Origin of the sequence: Streptococcus sanguinis, assembly GCF_001078705.1 — a bacterium.
Lineage (GTDB): Bacteria > Bacillota > Bacilli > Lactobacillales > Streptococcaceae > Streptococcus > Streptococcus sanguinis_D.
On record NZ_CDMW01000001.1, the window covers coordinates 1,209,218 to 1,226,637 of the forward strand.

The 17,420-nt window shown below is 41.3% G+C and carries 14 protein-coding genes and 3 pseudogenes; all 17 read right to left on the minus strand.

Going from position 1 to position 17,420, the window contains the following annotated elements; all coding sequences use genetic code 11:
- Positions 1 to 4: 4 nt before the first annotated feature.
- The 17 genes and pseudogenes from ifs to SSV_RS06115 all read right to left on the minus strand — a co-directional run bounded on the left by ifs (position 5) and on the right by SSV_RS06115 (position 17,366).
- A complete protein-coding gene (gene ifs, locus SSV_RS06035) occupies positions 5 to 883 on the minus strand; it encodes an NAD glycohydrolase toxin immunity factor (protein ID WP_072074083.1) in 879 nt (292 codons plus the stop codon).
- A 129-nt stretch (positions 884 to 1,012) separates the two neighbouring features.
- Positions 1,013 to 1,749, minus strand: a pseudogene (locus SSV_RS06045) (DUF4299 family protein).
- Between the two features lie 265 nt (positions 1,750 to 2,014).
- Positions 2,015 to 2,206, minus strand: coding sequence for a hypothetical protein (locus SSV_RS06050; protein WP_072074086.1), 192 nt, complete (start codon positions 2,204 to 2,206; stop codon positions 2,015 to 2,017).
- Between the two features lie 33 nt (positions 2,207 to 2,239).
- Positions 2,240 to 2,662, minus strand: a complete 423-nt coding sequence (locus SSV_RS06055) for a hypothetical protein (protein WP_072074087.1) — start codon at positions 2,660 to 2,662, stop codon at positions 2,240 to 2,242.
- An 11-nt stretch (positions 2,663 to 2,673) separates the two neighbouring features.
- Entirely contained in the window at positions 2,674 to 3,096 is a 423-nt protein-coding gene (locus SSV_RS06060) for a hypothetical protein (RefSeq protein WP_072074088.1), read from the minus strand.
- A 282-nt stretch (positions 3,097 to 3,378) separates the two neighbouring features.
- On the minus strand, positions 3,379 to 4,038 hold the full coding sequence (locus SSV_RS06065) for a DUF6572 domain-containing protein (protein WP_072074089.1): 660 nt from the start codon (positions 4,036 to 4,038) through the stop codon (positions 3,379 to 3,381).
- A 119-nt stretch (positions 4,039 to 4,157) separates the two neighbouring features.
- The gene (locus SSV_RS06070) at positions 4,158 to 4,586 is read right to left on the minus strand and encodes a hypothetical protein (RefSeq protein ID WP_072074090.1); all 429 of its coding nucleotides are present in this window, start codon (positions 4,584 to 4,586) and stop codon (positions 4,158 to 4,160) included.
- 47 nt (positions 4,587 to 4,633) lie between these two features.
- Positions 4,634 to 5,380 (minus strand): PoNe immunity protein domain-containing protein, encoded by a 747-nt coding sequence (locus tag SSV_RS06075; RefSeq protein WP_072074091.1) that lies wholly within the window; start codon positions 5,378 to 5,380, stop codon positions 4,634 to 4,636.
- A gap of 40 nt (positions 5,381 to 5,420) precedes the next feature.
- The gene (locus tag SSV_RS06080; RefSeq protein ID WP_072074092.1) at positions 5,421 to 5,897 is read right to left on the minus strand and encodes a hypothetical protein; all 477 of its coding nucleotides are present in this window, start codon (positions 5,895 to 5,897) and stop codon (positions 5,421 to 5,423) included.
- Between the two features lie 96 nt (positions 5,898 to 5,993).
- The gene (locus SSV_RS06085; RefSeq protein WP_255297044.1) at positions 5,994 to 6,341 is read right to left on the minus strand and encodes an ankyrin repeat domain-containing protein; all 348 of its coding nucleotides are present in this window, start codon (positions 6,339 to 6,341) and stop codon (positions 5,994 to 5,996) included.
- Positions 6,342 to 6,628: 287 nt separating this feature from the next.
- Positions 6,629 to 7,141 carry a hypothetical protein gene (locus tag SSV_RS06090; RefSeq protein WP_072074093.1) on the minus strand — a complete coding sequence of 171 codons (513 nt, stop codon included), beginning with the start codon at positions 7,139 to 7,141 and terminating at the stop codon, positions 6,629 to 6,631.
- A 160-nt stretch (positions 7,142 to 7,301) separates the two neighbouring features.
- Positions 7,302 to 8,018 (minus strand): annotated as a pseudogene (locus SSV_RS06095) (PoNe immunity protein domain-containing protein); the annotation flags it as partial.
- A 287-nt stretch (positions 8,019 to 8,305) separates the two neighbouring features.
- Positions 8,306 to 9,310: a pneumococcal-type histidine triad protein gene (locus SSV_RS12415; RefSeq protein WP_441005783.1), complete on the minus strand. Its 1,005-nt coding sequence runs from the start codon at positions 9,308 to 9,310 to the stop codon at positions 8,306 to 8,308.
- 111 nt (positions 9,311 to 9,421) lie between these two features.
- Positions 9,422 to 11,854: pseudogene (locus tag SSV_RS06100) on the minus strand (pneumococcal-type histidine triad protein); the annotation flags it as partial.
- A 9-nt stretch (positions 11,855 to 11,863) separates the two neighbouring features.
- Complete coding sequence (locus SSV_RS06105) at positions 11,864 to 12,802, minus strand: metal ABC transporter solute-binding protein, Zn/Mn family (RefSeq protein WP_072074095.1); 939 nt, start codon at positions 12,800 to 12,802, stop codon at positions 11,864 to 11,866.
- A gap of 284 nt (positions 12,803 to 13,086) precedes the next feature.
- On the minus strand, positions 13,087 to 16,266 hold the full coding sequence (carB, locus tag SSV_RS06110) for a carbamoyl-phosphate synthase large subunit (RefSeq protein ID WP_072074096.1): 3,180 nt from the start codon (positions 16,264 to 16,266) through the stop codon (positions 13,087 to 13,089).
- A gap of 23 nt (positions 16,267 to 16,289) precedes the next feature.
- Entirely contained in the window at positions 16,290 to 17,366 is a 1,077-nt protein-coding gene (locus SSV_RS06115) for a carbamoyl phosphate synthase small subunit (RefSeq protein WP_072074097.1), read from the minus strand.
- Between the last annotated feature and the right edge of the window lie 54 nt (positions 17,367 to 17,420).

The following is a 17,420-nucleotide window of genomic DNA, read 5'->3' on the forward strand; positions in this document are numbered from 1 at the left end:
TTTTTCACTCCGGCAATTCTACCTTCAAACTCATATCCGTATTCTGCAATGTCTTCTGAGCAGCTGCTAGAAATGCTAATCCATTGTCAGAGGGAGAATACTGGAATGTGATATGGATGACAGTTTTATCAAAGCTATCGCCGTATCGTGCCACATACTGCTTGCTTTCGAGGAAGTAGATATAGTTGTTGAGTTTTTCTTGAAGTTTCAAGAGATGCTCTTCTTCTAATGACTCTATCCATTTGTTTTCATCAATCAATAACAACTCAAGATGGTCTTCTGAAACACCCATCGCATCTATACTTGTAACATCTAATACAATTGGCCATACTTCTGCAACTGATTTAATTTTTCTTCTATTCTTATTTTCCTCTTTCTTTTGCTCATTAACAATATATTCTACTTTGTCTTTATCACAGTTTTTGAAAAGCTCCATAGAATCAATTAAAATACAAATATTACGGTAATAATCAACCTTTTTCTCATTAGGAAGATTATAAATACTTTCAAGAACTATAGGTACTATGTTCTCCACATCAACGATAAAAGGTAAAGTACCATATTCTTCCAGTAAATCTTCTTGTTTTTTTATAAATGATACAACTTGATATAAATGTATAATATCCTGACTAGAAGCTAAATCCTTTAAAATATTAAAAGTTCGATCTGGAATATCAAAATCTCCCTCTACATAAATTGGATAAAGGCTGTATTCTATCAAAATATGGGTATCCGTAATATCTTGATAATATGAATCGCGGTGACCAATTCTATACTCGGGATCAATACCTAAGAAAGCATCTACTTCTCTGTGATTTTCAATGGCTTTTTTATACCTCGTAATATCCCACTCAGTATCTGTTTTTAGTCTATATGTCTGCATTTATTTACTCCATTGATTTATTCTAAAAATTCCCAAACTTGTCTGATTTTTCAGGCTGATAGAACATATTTGTCGGAATGTAAAATCATATCAAAGAAGATTTCTCAAAAGATATTTTTATACGACTTTTTAAATTCTGGCTAGTATCTGCTGTAAAGTTTCAGGAGAAATTGGATCCACAAGAACATATTTGGCATCCAGCATATAGATGCCTTCAGTCAATGACTCCAAGTACTGACGATAAGGAACTTCGGCTAGTTTTTCCCCATCGGCTGTCATGATAAATAGTCGTGCAACTGCAACCTTACTTCCTCGGTACTGTTGCAAATATTGAGGTTCTAGCTCTGGATGAGATGGTAAGATTGTTCGTCCGGAACATGGATAATCTGCCCTAGGTAGAGTTCATTGATGTAAATGGGACGTTTCACTCCCATAATTTCCACGATGGGATGAACTTTTACTTCCTTAGTCAATTCTGAAAGAGCTGATAAGAAAATATCTGTGAAATGAAATTCTAGAATAGAATCTTTATCATACGCCACACCATCATGTTCACATACAGTTACATCTAAGAAAATGAGCAAGGTTTTCAAGAACATCAAGGCCCCAGTCCAGTCAGAAGCTGTTGCCAAATCTGGAACAGATACCTGATAAACTTGACCATCAAAAGATAGACGGAACCCTAAACTAGACTTCTCTTTGACCTCAAACTGAACAGAATGGAAATCCGAAATAAGAGAGTCTGCAGATGGCTTTAATCCTGCATCCTTAGCGGAAACGCTGTAACATTCAAAAAGTTCTGCTTGGAGCACCTCACCAATTCTTAGTGATTGGTTGCTTTTTATTGTAAAATTAACTGATTTCATAATAAACTACTTTCTTACTATCTTGACTATATAGGGAGATTTTTTCGAGTTCGAATTAGAGAAAACTTTTCTGCCTCGATTGGTAAAGAACAATAATACAAATGTCCATACCTACTTTCAACTAAATTCTCCTTCTTCCATAGCCCATTTCTTTTTAAAAATTGTATATCATCAGAAACGATCGTTACCCATGAATTAGGCTTATCTAAATTATCATCACTTCGTTGAAAAATATCCCATTTTTGTTCATTAAACCAAATATGATCTATAATTTTATATTTTTTTCAACCTGTTTTTCTGTCAAGTATTTTCTATATTGTTTCAACTCTGAATCAAATAATTTATAGCCATTATTCTCTGATAAAGGATTATAAGAAATCAAATAATATCCTGTACTATCACGATCAAAGTATTGGTGTTCAATTCCATCAACCACTATGTATAATTTATCCATCATCCCTCCATGTATTCAATATATAACAGTCATTTTCTACTTTATTGGTGATACATAATCATCTGGAAGTTTGCCCATTGATTCTATCCATTGTTGTTCGGCTTGGGGAATAAGTATTTCAAGTTCTTTATTACTAAAAAGCAACTGATTTTTGCGGTTGGAAATCAGCACAATTGGCTTTTCTCTAGCTCTATCTTTTCTTATTTCGTTCTTTTCTTCTTCCGTCAGTGGCCAACAATTGTTCCTTGCTCTATAAGATACTTCTCGTATCGTTCTCTCCCCACTCTCCAGTAAGGTAAATAGCTCATTTGGTAATTCATAAACAACACGCTGAGGGGCAATTCCTCCCTCCTCAGTAACGTAATAAAGATGATTACCATCTCTCCAGATATGCTGACCATAACCTTTTACCTCTTCAAATTGGATAACATCTTCCCATTGTAGTCTTGTTGGTTTCATTTATACATTCCTTACTTAAGTGGTGATACATAATCATCTGGAAGTTTGCCTCTCCAGTCAATCCACATTTGCTCAGCAATTGGAATTAATTTTTCAAGTTCTTCCTGAGTAAATAATTCCCAACTCTTAGGACTAGCTATTAAAGGAGTTAAGCCTTTTAATACAAATTGTTTCTCACTAGCTTTCTTTTCTTCTTCCGTCGGTGGCCAACAATCGTTCTTTACTCTATAAGACACTTCTCGTATCGTTCTCTCTCCACTCTCTAGTAAGGTAAATAATTCTTGTGGTAGTTCATAGACAACTAACCAAGAAGCTACGGTTCCCTCTTCTGAAACTAAATAATACTTGTTATCATTTCTCCAGATGGATTTTCCGTATCCTTTTACCTCTTCAAATTGGATAACATCTTCCCATTGTAGTTTTGTTGGTTTCATTTGTATTCTCCTAGTGCAAGTTCTACTCTCATCATTAAATATCATAAAAATCAGCCTTCTATTTCTCTTCCTCAATAGGCTAGACCGTCTTTTATCCATTCTATAGTTTCTAAATCTAAATTAAAACAGAAATCTGTTTGACGTTTCCGACACATCAAAAAGTATTAATCGGAAATTTTACCTTTGCTTATTATAACATATTGAGACTTAGGTGGTGCTGAAAAAACAAAGTGCTCTAAAAAAAGAGAAGATGATTATCTCCTCTATATTTCGCTAGTTTTTTCACTCCGGTAATTCTACCTTCAAACTCATATCTGTATTCTGTAATGTCTTCTGTACAGCTGCTAGGAAAGCTAAAACATTGTCTGATGGTGAATACTGGAATGTAATATGGATGACTGTTTTATCAAAGCTATCGCCGTATCGTGCCACATACTGCTTGCTTTCGAGGAAGTAGATATAGTTGTTAATTTTTTCCTGCAAAATTTCCAGATGGACTGCTTCTATTTCTTCCTCCCAGCCAACTGAATCCACCAGAAGAAGCTCTAAATGACTATCAACTATACCAATAGCGTCAAGCTCGCTAGGTTCCAGTTCTGAAACAATGGCTTGGGTGACACTTTGTGTAAATTCCTCTGCTGTGAAAAGACGACGGCTATTTTTAGGATTCTTCAAAATAAAGGAAGGATGATCTTCGATGAAGAGCTTACCAGATTCTTCTCGTGTATACTGTTTTTTAGATTCCCAAAAACCATATTGCGCATAAGTCATCAACTCTTTGCCAGTATGTTCTCCCGACATGTAACTATCTGCAGCTTCTTTGGGAATTTCTCTAATCACTTCTGGGCAGGTAATATTAAAAGTTGGATAACGCAAGAAATACTTATCACCATCTTGACAAATTTCCAACATATCTTTTTGACTTACATAAATTGATTCCATTCTTATCTCCTTTGTCTTTTACCAAATATCTACTGATTATTTATTCCCTAATGCAAAAGAACTAACTGTTGATACTTCACCCAATTTTTTTGGCTGTCCTTATGGTGTAATCCACTTTACTATAAAGGCCAGTGCCCTGTTTCAGCATAAATCATAACTTCATATGCTCCTCTAAAGGATTCAAATGCTTTATCCATCAGTTCTTTAGTAATAGGATAGCGAACTTCTGGACCTATTGCACCGCCAATTTCTTTAAAGAAGCTAATTTCGTAATAGTCGTCTGTCTCATATACAATAAATCCATCGCCTCGATGTACAATTGTATCCGATTGATTATAATCTTCTAGCTCATCTTTCTCTGGCCAACGATGATTTTCACAATAAAACATTACTTCTAAAGAATCTTTTTCTGATTTTGAAACACATTCTGCTAATTCCTGGCTAATGGAAAAGTTAAGCACTTCTTTCCCTCTACTCCACAGAATCTGATAATCATTATTGTTTTTTAATATCGTACAATTTTTGTATTGTTGAATTTCTGTTATCATATAAACACCTATTCAAATACCTTTATTATTGGTTAAATTAAAATACTCTAAACTTCAGCCCTTTCCGCAACTAATTCATAAGGAAAATACGGAATCTCTTCCAATTCCTTGTAATTCAAACCTTTAATTTTGCAAATAGCCCCTGATTCAAAAGACCAATAACCCACATGATTTTTTACATTCTGCTTATGCAAATCATGCCATCCTGCATCTCTGCTCCCTTGATACCATTTCTTAGTCAAATATTCTTGCAACAGTTTAAGTGCTTGTTCAGAATTCTCTTCTTCAATAATTTTCCTAGTAAAGCCATAGGGTCTTGGAAAATTATAATTAATCCGAATCTTCCAAGCTGGATTACGATATTGAATCAGGTAGTCAATCAAATAATCCTCTGGATCATCTTTTTTGACCAAGTCTACCAGCTGTTTAAAAATCTCCTCATCAATCTCTAACAGAATACCAATAGAAAGCGCCCATACCATTTGTTCATATCCCCATTCCTTATGCCATACCGGAACTAAACAAGCCACAAATGAGATGTATTCCTCTTTAAAAACTAACAAAGAAGCCCCACTAGAATAAGTTGCAAATAAAATATCTCTCTGATAAGACAATATAGTAGCTAAAGTTGAATGATACACGTCTATTGTTGGCTTCTTATAGTTTTCGATTCCATTATCTAAATCAATTTGAAGTTTTATTAATTTCTCTTGAAAATACTGCAATGCCTCTTTATTTGACATTAGGCCATCTTTATAATTCTTTTCTGTACTTAAAGTATCTCGTATTGCCATTTTATATCTCCTTTATTAAGGCCAAACAACCTTTATCTCTCTAACCTTCCTCAGTTGGAAGATGATCTAGATTTATTGGTTTAAGATTTAAACGTTTCAATACTAATTCATAGAAAAAATTATTATTTAACCTATCAGGTGAACTTACAGTAAAGTTATTCATAATTAATAACGGAATAAATTCTGAACCAATTGTATTATAACCCGTCAAATACTCTAACCCATAATTTAAGTTTTTCGGATTTTCAGTACCAACTGTCCAGTAGGATCCTTTGGCTTGTAAGCGAAAAACCTCACCAAGATAAACCCAACTATTAAAGAAATCGTCAATATTTTCAGGATCATTTTTGACATCATTCTCTCGAACGAATTGCGCCAAATACTTCAAGCTTTCTAAACTCATATCTAGATGATAACCTTGCTTATTAGCTTTTTGCTTTATTGCATCCAAGGTATCATCAATGTAAAACATAAATTCCTCAAAATTTTCCTGAATTTTTTCTTTATTTAATACCATGTGGCCTACCTTTTTTACTTTCGATTAATTATGAGATTGCGAATAAATTTATCAAAAAGAATGTTATTTGAAGTAGCAAAATCGCTCCAATCATTCTTATCTCCTCTGAAAGTCTTCCAGCAAGGGAAGTAGATCTGCCCTCCAAGGAAAAATTTTTGTCAACTCTAAACAAGAAGGTACACCAAAGCGTTCATCTACATATGCTCCAGCGTTTAAAAGAACTTTGTATAAAGGAAGTAACTCCTCAGATGAAGCTTTTAATGTCGCAATTGCATATGATAGAGGCGTTCCACCGTGAGAATCCTTCAAATTCACATCTGCTCCATTCTTTATAAGTAATTCTGCTTCCTGTAAGAGGTATTGGGGATCAGCAGACCAATTTGCTTTTGCAGATCCTAATAGTAAATGAAGGGCAGTGCTCTTAGTTTTTGATTGATGGTTCACATCAATTCCTTGATGAATCAGATGTTCTGCGATTTGGATTCTATCAAAAAGATCACTAGATTCCGTAAATAGCAACTCTAACATGGAAAGATTAATTATTTTTCTCTCAAAATACTTTCTAAGCCGACAAACACTATATCTCTCAAGACTTCGTTATAATTACTATAATCTTTTTTCGTTTTAATTGCATCAAATCCAGTCTTAATTTGTCCATCTAAAATTAAAGTTAAGCCTTCGACTTTCTCATCTGAGCCTTCCTTACCAAATGTCTCGTTTAAAATAATTAATTATCTGACGTTATATTTACCTTCCTTTACTATCCAATAGCGTTCGTTTTCAGGAATCAACTTTTCAAAATTTTGACGGTAAGCTTGCCAACCATTCGGCATATAAGATTCGTAACGAGTGAATCCCCAATAATTAGAGTAAAATATTTCACAATCAAAATCTATCAATAAATCTGGTAAAAGAAGTTCATTTTCTAATTTGAATTCTGAGGGCATAGTTTCACAAACAGATTGTGAATACAAGATTTCTTCTTTTAATTGACTAACAGAAACTTTCTCATACTCGCCAGTATACATAGCAAGATAATCTTTCAAATTGGCTTTAGATACCACACGAATATTATGTTGAACCTCTGGCAAAAACGAAAAGTCAAAATTCCACCCAGCATCTTCATAGGATTTTATTAATTTATTGACATCCATAATCCACATATCTTTGGAACAAATATACCAATTAAAAGTTTTATTTACAATTACTGCTACAATATTTACTTCTGGTTTTTCAATTATCATTATCTAATACCTTCTTAATCATCTCGTCATCAGCTCTGGAGATATGATAATGAGTGTTACTATTATCATTACTGGAGCTTTCCATTTGAACACCTTCTTCAACAAAAGCTAAAGAATTAGACATGGAAGATGATGCTGAGCTTGATGTTCCTTCATTTACCTCAGCAACCAAATCATAAGGGAAATACGGGACACCTTCCAATTCCTTGTAATCCAAGCCCTTGATTTTGCAAATAGCGCCTGATTCAAAGGACCAATAGCCATAATAATTATCAATATTCCGCTTATGCAAATCATACCAGCCTTCATCTCTGCTTCCCTGATACCATTTTTTCTCCAGATATTCTTTCAGAAGAGCTACGGCATTTTCAGAATTTTCTTCCTCAATGATCTTTCGAGTAAAGCCATAGGGTCTTGGAAAATTATAGTTTATCCGAATCTTCCAATCTGGATGACGTGATTGAATCAAGTAATCAATCAAATAGTCCTCCGGATCATCCTTTTTGACTAAATCCACCAATTTATCAAAAGTCACTCCGTCAATCTCTAAAAGAATCCCAATGGAAAGGGCACAGATCATTTCATCATATCCTGAATTACTAAACCAAACAGGGAGAAGGCTATCAACAAATTTAAGGTACTCTTCTCTGAATTTCTCAATAGAGTAGCCTGCAGTGTAGGTGGCTATCATATTCTCTTTTTGGCAAACAGAATGATCAAGTTGTACTGATCTGATAACTTTTTCTATCGGACGCTTGTAGGGATTTATACCTTGCTTTAATTTTTCCAATTCTTCAACCAACTCATCAATTGATAAGTTGTTAATTTTAATTAATTCATTAATTTTTTCTTCTATAAATATATTATCTCTTTTCACTATTTTATCCTCTTATAGTCATATAGCAACTAATTTTAAGTTAATGAATTTTTAACTTATTCCCAGCCTTATTGATTATTATTCTGATTTTCTTCCTCACGTTGTTTATGAAGGTCCTCAAGAAATTCCTTCTGAACTTGCTTTAACATACTACTGTTCTCCGTTTATTTTAACACAATATCAATCGAATAAGTATAGGGGTGTGAAAATCAAAAACGAATGATGGTCTTAGACTTGGCTTGGTCTTCATCATTCGTTTTATTGTTGTTTTACATCAAAATGTAGTATTAACTAACCTGAACAATTTTCAGTTGGCCGTCAGCTCCTGTAAAGCTGATGCTTCTGCTTGCTGGATTGTAGTTGAAAGTCTCTGGACTGGCACCGTAGATCTGAGAAAGTTCCCGCAATTTCTGGTTAAACGTTTCCTCTGTCATACCAAAACTGGCTGCTAAGCTCGATTGACCAGCTGGATTTGCAGTTGTCGAAGCTTCTGCTGGCTTATCAGATTGGTTTTGAACTGTTTCTCCAGTAGCAGATTCGGAAGGTTGTTTGCCATTTTGCGCCGTTTCAGGAGTACTGCTGCTGGCTGGCTGACCAGAAGTAGGTTGTTGAGCCGGTGCTTTGAGGAAGCCTTTTTGCACCGCATAGGCATCTGCTGCTTGGCGCTCGGCTTCTGACAAGTCTTTCTTGTAAATATAATGCTCGTGGTCCAGATGGGCTACCCGATAGCCTTGCTCGTCCGCTCCGACCATATCCTGCAGATTAAAGCGATAGCCATCATCGTCCCTATGCTGAGAATCAGACTCGTTTGTTCCCTCAGGATGGACGAGTGACTGCTGGAAGGCCAGGATTTCCTTGAGTAGCTCTTTCTTGTCAGTAGCTCTCTGTCCAAGCTTATCAAAAAGCTGGTCCAGCTGCTGGTATTGCTGCTCACTTCCTTGATTCTTTTCCAAATACTGATGGATAGACATGAGCAAATTATAAAGCTGTTGGTAAACTTCCTGATTTTCCGTATTAGACGGCTCTTCCTTTTGCCCAGCAATGGCCCTGCTCATCTGATCCAAAAGCTTCTGACTTGCTGCCAGCAGAGCTTGCTTATCTGAGCTGCTGCTCTTTAACTCCTTGCCTAGTTCTAAGATTTTAGCTGCATAGTCTGCCCGGCTGTTTTGGTCCTTTACTTCTCCAAGCAGTTCCTGCGCTTTTCCAAGGAAGACAAGGGCTTGAGCGCTCTTTTCGCTATCATCTGTTGTTCCAAAATCGTCATAAATGCCCCTCAAAAAGTCATAAATCATGGCCTTATAGGTCGGCTGATCAGGCTCACCCTGATCCAGGTCTGTCTTTTCAGAGGACGCAGAAGGCTGACCGCTAGCAAGGGCTGCTGCAATCTCTTTCTTAGTCTGATAGAGAGCAGGGAAAAGCTGCTGGAGATTGGTCGCTTCTATAAAGGCTTGAGACTTATAGAGAGTCAAAGTCAGCCCTGCCGCTTTTCTGCGCAGCTCAGGACTCAAGCGCCCATCCTCTAATGCTTGGTAGAAATAACGAATATAATCAACTGCTGTGACGCCTGTCCGATCATGATAATCTTCTAAAGCAGATAGTAATTGTCCTAGCTCTGCCATTTCAGCTTGATTCTGGCCAGCATAAGCATTTTGCAGACGCTGCAGCAAGTCAGCTTTCTTCAGCCCATAGCTATCCGTATCTAGTCGATTCATTCTCTCCAAAAGTCCTTGATAACTCTTGTCTAGCTCGGTCTCTTGGATTGGCTTGACCGTCTGATCCACATGGATAAACTGCTTATCAAAGTTATCCAGACTGTTCAGATAACCAGTTGTTGAGTTGCTAGGCAGCTTCTTCATGGTTTCCACAAACTGCCCCAAAGCCAGCTCAATCCGCCGCTGCATAAGAGGATCATCGGCATAGAGACGCTGACTGTCCGCTTTTAGGCTTTCTACTTTTTGCAAAATAGCGGCCTCATCATAATCACCCTGCTCATACTTAGATTGAATCTGAGGCAGACGATTTTTCAAGGCTTCTGCTGCGCCCTTGGACTGGATCTTGATATAGTGATTGTGGTCGCCATGAGGAATGACAAACTGACCATCTTCCACCTGCAGACTGTAAGGCGAAAGACCTGAGCGCAAGGCTGTTGTGTAGAGCTCATTCATGAAGTCCAGCTCTGCATTGCCCGTTACCAGCGGAATGCGAACATGCTCCTTGCGAACAGCATAGGGGTGGATATGAGTCGGATCGTAGGCTTGATCAGGATTATTAAAGACAAAGAAACCGTTTGAGATGCGAACCGCCTCCTTGGGAACCCCATAGGTTTGGCAGATATAAGCAATCTTTTCCTCATCGCTGGCATCGCGTGAATAGCGCTCAGCGTCATTGACTGCTGCTGATGGTTTTGCTGGTTGCTGCTTGGCCAAGACTTGCTCCGCTGCTTGAATCTGTTCAGCAGTCAAGTCTTTCTTGTAAAAGTAATGAGCATGATCTCCATGCGATACCATGTAGCCTTGATCGTCCTTGCCAATGACAGACCCCGCATGAAAACCATGGTCGTGATCAGGCTGTGACGGTAACTGAGGCTTCAAAGCTTGTAGAGGATCTCCTAGTGGCTCATAAGTATATCCAATAGGAATCAAGCGGGCAATCTTCGCTTCCAAGTCTGATAGCTTGTCATAAGGAATGAAATGATGATGGTCTCCGTGGGGGATAACGATCCCATTTTCTGTCCGACGGCTGATTTTCAGCGGGTCAAACACGACACCGTCCCCTTCATGATAGCGCTGAGACTGAGGCAGGGCATAGAGTTGCTGCAGCAGACTTGGCAAGGATGGCTGAGATGGTTGAGACGGCTGAAGCGGATTGGGCGAACTTGGCTGAGTAACCGCTACGCCAGGACTTAGCTGCTCAATCTTTGAATGATTTGGTAGCTGTGGAGACGGATTTGAGACTACTGGTCCACCCTGATTGATAGCACTATTCTGATTCCATGTGTTGGAAGATACTATCGGCCTACCGTAGTTAGGCGGATTCACCCTTCCGCCAGCCCGCCTGCTATTCCAGTAGCTCTGAGCCGCAGCCAATTCTGCCGGCGACAGGTCGCTCTTGGGAATGTAGTGAAAATGCCCGCCATGCGGCACGATAAAAGCATCGCCAGTATCCTCGATGACGTCAGAGGGACTGAACGTATAACCATCATCCGTCCTATATCCCCCTTGGCCTTGATAAGAAACTCCTGCAAGATCTGCGGCTGTCTTTCCCGCAGCTAAGGACTTGCTAGGCTGGCTGAAATCGCGGGTCTTGCTTGATTTTGTAGTGGAAGATTTGCCACTATCGCCTTCTTCCTTGGTCTTATGCAGCTTCTTCTGCCGAGCAATCTCATCCACCGAGCGGACATTGCTGGTATGTTTGGCATCCTTGAGGTAGAGATAATACTTCCCCTCCACCTTGATGATATAACCATCTTTGACCTCATTGACAATATCTGCTTCCTGCAGCGTGTAGTTAGGATCTCGGATAATCAGCTCTTCGCTAATAATGGCATCAAAAGGCACCTTTCCATCAAAGTAATGATAATGGTCTCCATGGGAAGTGACATAGCCCTGATCTGTGATTTTCACGACAATCTGTTCTGCTTCAATACCTTCCTCATCATTGATTTGGTCAGGCGTCAAATTTTTATCCAACTTGTCACCCGAAGTCTTGTCCTCAATATAGGCTACTTTGTTATCTTTGGTCTGAGTTCGAGGCTGAGCTTGCCATTGGATAAGCCCGTAAGTTCCGAGACCAAGAGCTAATACAGCTGCTGAAGCAAGGAAATATTTCTTTTTCATAGTTGTCTTTTATCCTTTCAAATCTTTAGCTAAAACAGCTAGATTTTTTTCTAAATTTTCTAAATAAGATAGTTGGTTGGCTGGGTCTGCTTCCAGAGGATTCAGCTCCTTGATTTGTACACCGGTCGCCTTGACCAAGGTTTGAGCCACTTTGGAAGAAGCATTGCTTTCCACAAAAATGGTCTTCACCTTGTGCTCCTTGACAAAGTCTTCTATCTCTGTCAGCTGGCGCGGACTAGGCTCCTGCTCCGGTGAAATACCAGCAATGCCCAGCTGGATCAGCCCGAACCGCTTGGCCAGATAAGAAAAAGCTGTATGCTGGGTGACAAAGGTCTTGTTGGGCACTTTATCAAAAATATTCTGATAGCGTTCTGTCAGCTCCTTGGCCCCTTCTTGAAATTTTCGGGCATTGGTCTGATAAATATCCCGATGGTCGCTATCCAGCTCCGACAGCCTGTCGGCGATAATCTGAGCTTCCTCCGCAGCCTTCTGAGGATCCAACCAGGTATGGGGGTCATAGAGCGTCTTCTCATCCACTCCCTCTCCCGCTTGGACATCTTCCAAGCCTGCAACCCGATCCAGCTCCATTCCCTGGGAAGCCTCAAGGACTTGAACCTTGGAATTCTTGAGACTGGGATTCAGCTCTCCAGCCCAGGACTCCAAAGTCCGTGAGTGATAGACAAAGACATCTGCATCATAGATGGCTGCCACATCATTGGCTGAAGGCTCAAAATCATGAATACCGCTGCTAGACTGAATCATGCGCACATCATTCAGATCCCCCGATATAGCCTTAACCATGGAGTAAATAGGATAAAAGCTGGTTACAATCCTCAATCCTTGCGACGGACTGGATGGACTGGATTCCTTTTGAGACTGACAAGCCCAGAGACACAAGGCCAGGGCCAGCAGGCTAAGGCATGCTGAGATTTTTAAAGTTCGTTTCATAATATCTCCTTAACTCATTGTTAACCGGTTTATTAACTGGTTAATATCATACACTTTGTCAACTTCTTTGTCAAGTTTTTTAAGAAAATAAAGAAAAAAGGAAGTAGGATTCTTTCCCACTTCCTTTGTTTGCTTTTAATTCATTATATTTGAAAGGTTATTTATTATGACTATTCAAGGACAGAATAAGCTTTGACAGATGCATTTTTCAAGCTTAACTGTATGAGATTACTTTTCAGACTTTCAGACTGTCAAATGACAATCTGAAAATGAAAACTCCATCTTTAAATCGCCTCTGTAGTGAAACTGCGGCTTTCCAGCACTTTCAGCATGGCATCAGCTGTGTCCAAGGCTGTGAAGAGGGGCACTCCATGCTCAATAGCTGAGCTACGGATAATTTGACCATGCTTGTCAGCTGTCCGCTTGGTTCCGACTGTGTTAATAATAGCCTGAACCTTGCTCTTGCGGATATAGGCTGGGATGTCCTTGTTATCATCACTGCCGATTTTTTCCACCAGACGAACATGGAGACCATGATTTTCAAAATAAGAGGCTGTCCCCTTGGTTGCCCAGATTCCATAGCCAATATTGGCAAAACGCTGAGCCAACTGCAGGGCTTCTTCCTTGCTGTCATCTGCAATAGTAAAGACGACATTACCAAAGTTTGGCAGATGGAGATAGGAAGCCTCAAAAGCCTTATAGAGTGCTTTCTCGAGTGTGCGGTCGCTGCCCATGACTTCGCCGGTAGACTTCATTTCAGGCCCCAAAAGACTGTCAACCTTCGCCAGCTTGGTAAAGGAGAAGACTGGCGCCTTGATATGAACCATGGAACTCTCTGGATGAAGGCCGTCTTCATAGTCCTGATCTACCAGACTTTCTCCAAGGATCAAACGAGTCGCTACTTGCGCCATCGGAATATCAGTCACCTTGGACAAGAAGGGAACGGTCCGGCTGGCCCGTGGATTGACCTCAATGACATAGACCTGCTCATCCTTGATGACGAACTGAATATTCATCATGCCAATACAGTTCAGTCCCAGAGCCAAGCGTTTGGTATAGTCTGCAATGGTATCCTTGACTTTCTGCGATAGGGTTTGTGGCGGATAGGCCGCCATGGAATCTCCTGAGTGGACTCCTGCCCGCTCGATATGCTCCATAATCCCTGGAATCAAGACCTGACAGCCATCAGAAATGGCATCCACTTCGCACTCATCACCGACAATGTAAGAATCCACCAAAACCGGATGGTCTGGACTGGCCTTAACCGCTGTCCGCATATAAGAGCGTAGATCCGCTTCGTTTTCTACGATTTCCATGGCACGGCCACCCAAGACATAGGAAGGTCGCACCAGGACTGGGAAGCCAATCTTACGAGCTGCTTCTACTGCTTCCTCTTCATTAGTAGCCGTCTGGCCTGGCGGCTGCGGAATATCCAGCTCCTTCAGAGCTTGCTCAAAGAGATCCCGATCCTCAGCTCGATCCAAGTCCGCTACTTGGGTACCTAAAATCTTCACACCAGCCTTGGACAGAGGCTCTGCCAGATTAATGGCTGTCTGTCCGCCAAACTGAACGATAACACCTTTAGGCTGTTCCAGCTCAATGACATTCATGACATCTTCAAAGGTCAGCGGCTCATAATAGAGCTTGTCAGAGACAGAAAAGTCAGTCGATACAGTCTCTGGATTGCTGTTCATGATAATCGCTTCGTAGCCAGCTGCCTGAATAGCCTTTACAGAATGAACAGTCGCATAGTCAAACTCGACCCCTTGCCCGATTCGGATAGGACCTGAGCCCAGCACCAGAACTGATTCCTTGCTGGATTTGACAGATTCATTTTCAAAGCCATAGGTAGAGTAGAAATAAGGCGTCGCAGACTCGAACTCAGCAGCACAGGTATCTACCATCTTGTAAACCGGAACAATCTTCTGCTCCTGCCGGATGTGACGCACCTGCTCAGCTGTCATGTCCCACAAGGCAGCAATCTTAGTATCCGCAAAGCCATTCTGTTTGGCTTTCTTGAGCACATAGCTATCTCCGATATGACTGACCAGCTCCTGCTCGATTTCGTAAATATGGAGCAGCTTATCCAGGAAAAAGACATCAATCTTGGTCAGCTCGGCAATTTCATCTGGACTGTAACCACGGCGAATAGCCTCTGAGATGTAGAAAAGTCGGTCATCTTGCGCTTTGACAATCTTCCTCATCAGCTCATCATCGCTTACTTGGCTGAGAGCAGGCAGCTCATTGTGGTCCACACCAACTTCCAGAGAGCGGCAGGCCTTGAGCAGACTCTCCTCAATATTGCGGCCAATAGCCATGACTTCCCCTGTCGCCTTCATCTGGGTTCCCAGACGGCGCTCACCCTGCTCAAATTTATCAAATGGAAAGCGTGGAATCTTAGCGACCACATAGTCCAGAGCCGGCTCAAACATAGCATAGGTAGAGCCTGTCACTGGGTTGATGATTTCATCCAATGTAAGCCCGACTGCGATTTTCGCCGCCAGCTTGGCAATCGGATAGCCAGTCGCCTTAGAGGCTAGGGCTGATGAGCGGGAAACCCGTGGATTGACCTCGATGACATAGTATTTGAAACTATGCGGATCCAGAGCCAGCTGCACATTACAGCCACCTTCAATCTTCAGCGCACGGATAATCTTGAGACTGGCATCCCGCAGCATCTGGTATTCATAATCTGAGATGGTCTGACTAGGTGCAAAAACGATAGAATCCCCTGTGTGGATGCCGACTGGGTCAAAGTTTTCCATGTTACAGACGACCAGCGCATTGTCAGCACCATCCCGCATGACTTCGTATTCGATTTCTTTAAAGCCAGCTATGGAGCGCTCGATCAGACACTGGGTAACCGGAGAGAGTTTGAGGCCATTTTCTGCGATTTCTTGCAGCTCTTCTTCATTGCTACAGATACCGCCGCCAGTTCCTCCCAGTGTAAATGCCGGACGGACAATGACTGGATAGCCGATGCCAGCCGCAAATTCCAGTGCTTCATCAACTGTATTGACAATCTCTGACTCAGGGATGGGCTGGCCTAACTCTTCCATCAGCTGCTTGAAAAGGTCTCGATCTTCTGCTTGGTCAATGGCTGACAGCTTTGTCCCCAAGAGTTCCACTCCCAGCTCTTCTAAAAGCCCTGACTTTGATAATTCCATGGCCATATTGAGTCCGGTCTGGCCGCCCAAAGTAGGCAGAAGAGCATCCGGCCGCTCCTTACGCAAAATCCGCGCAACAAACTCCAGCGTGATTGGCTCGATATAAACCCGGTCCGCAATTTCCTTGTCCGTCATGATGGTCGCTGGGTTAGAATTAACTAAGACAACACTGTAACCCTCTTCTTTCAAGGACAGGCATGCCTGAGTCCCTGCATAGTCAAACTCCGCAGCCTGACCAATAACAATAGGACCAGAACCGATGACCATAATTTTCTGAATATCTTTACGTTTTGGCATAGTGTACCTCTCAATCTTGCTTCCTAGTAAGCCTGATGGGCATCCATCATTTCCATAAACTCGTCAAAGAGATAGTCTGCATCATGCGGTCCCGGCGCAGCATCTGGGTGGAACTGAACAGAAAAGGCAGGATAATCCCGATGGCGCACACCTTCGACAGACTTATCATTGATTTCTTCATGAGTCACAATCAGGCATTCCGGCAAATCCTCACGACTGACTGCATAGCCGTGATTTTGACTGGTAAAGTCAACTCGGCCGGTCGCAATCTCGCGTACCGCATGGTTGAAACCACGGTGGCCGAACTTCATCTTATGCGTCTTAGCACCGTTAGCCATGGAGAAGAGCTGATGTCCCATACAGATGCCGAAAATTGGAATCTTGCCCTGAATACCACGAATCATGTCCAAAGCCTCCGGCACATCTTCCGGATTGCCCGGTCCATTGGACAGCATGACTCCATCAGGATTGAGCTGGAGAATTTCCTCAGCACTGGTATCATAAGGCACCACTGTCACGCTGCAGTTGCGCTTGGATAACTCCCGCAGGATAGAATGTTTGAGGCCAAAGTCCACCAATACTACACTGCGACCCGTTCCCGGAGCTGGATAGGACTGCTTGGTAGACACCTGCTTGATGTTATCAGTCGGCAGAACAGTCGCCTGCAGCTGGTCTTGCAGATGCTCGATGCTATCCTCTGCATTGGCAATGGTCGCCCGCATGGTTCCATGCTGGCGGATAATCTTGGTTAGTGCCCTTGTATCAATTCCCGAAATTCCTGGTATTTTCTTGACTTTGAGGAACTCATCCAAAGACAATTGCTGGCGCCAATTGCTGGCCCGACGTGCATACTCATAGACCACCACTCCCTTACAGGTCGGTAAAATGGACTCATAGTCGTCCCGGTTGATACCATAATTTCCCACCAAGGGATAGGTAAAGGTCAAAATCTGTCCGTTATAAGACTGGTCCGTAATCGATTCCTGATAGCCAGTCATGCCTGTGTTAAAGACGATTTCACCTGTCACAAAAAGATCCGCTCCAAAAGCTTCCCCTTCGAAAATCATGCCGTTTTCTAATATTAAAAGTCTCTTTGTCATTCTTCCCTCCTGTCCAGGATGCAGACTGCCTGTCGACCCTCCACATCAAAATAT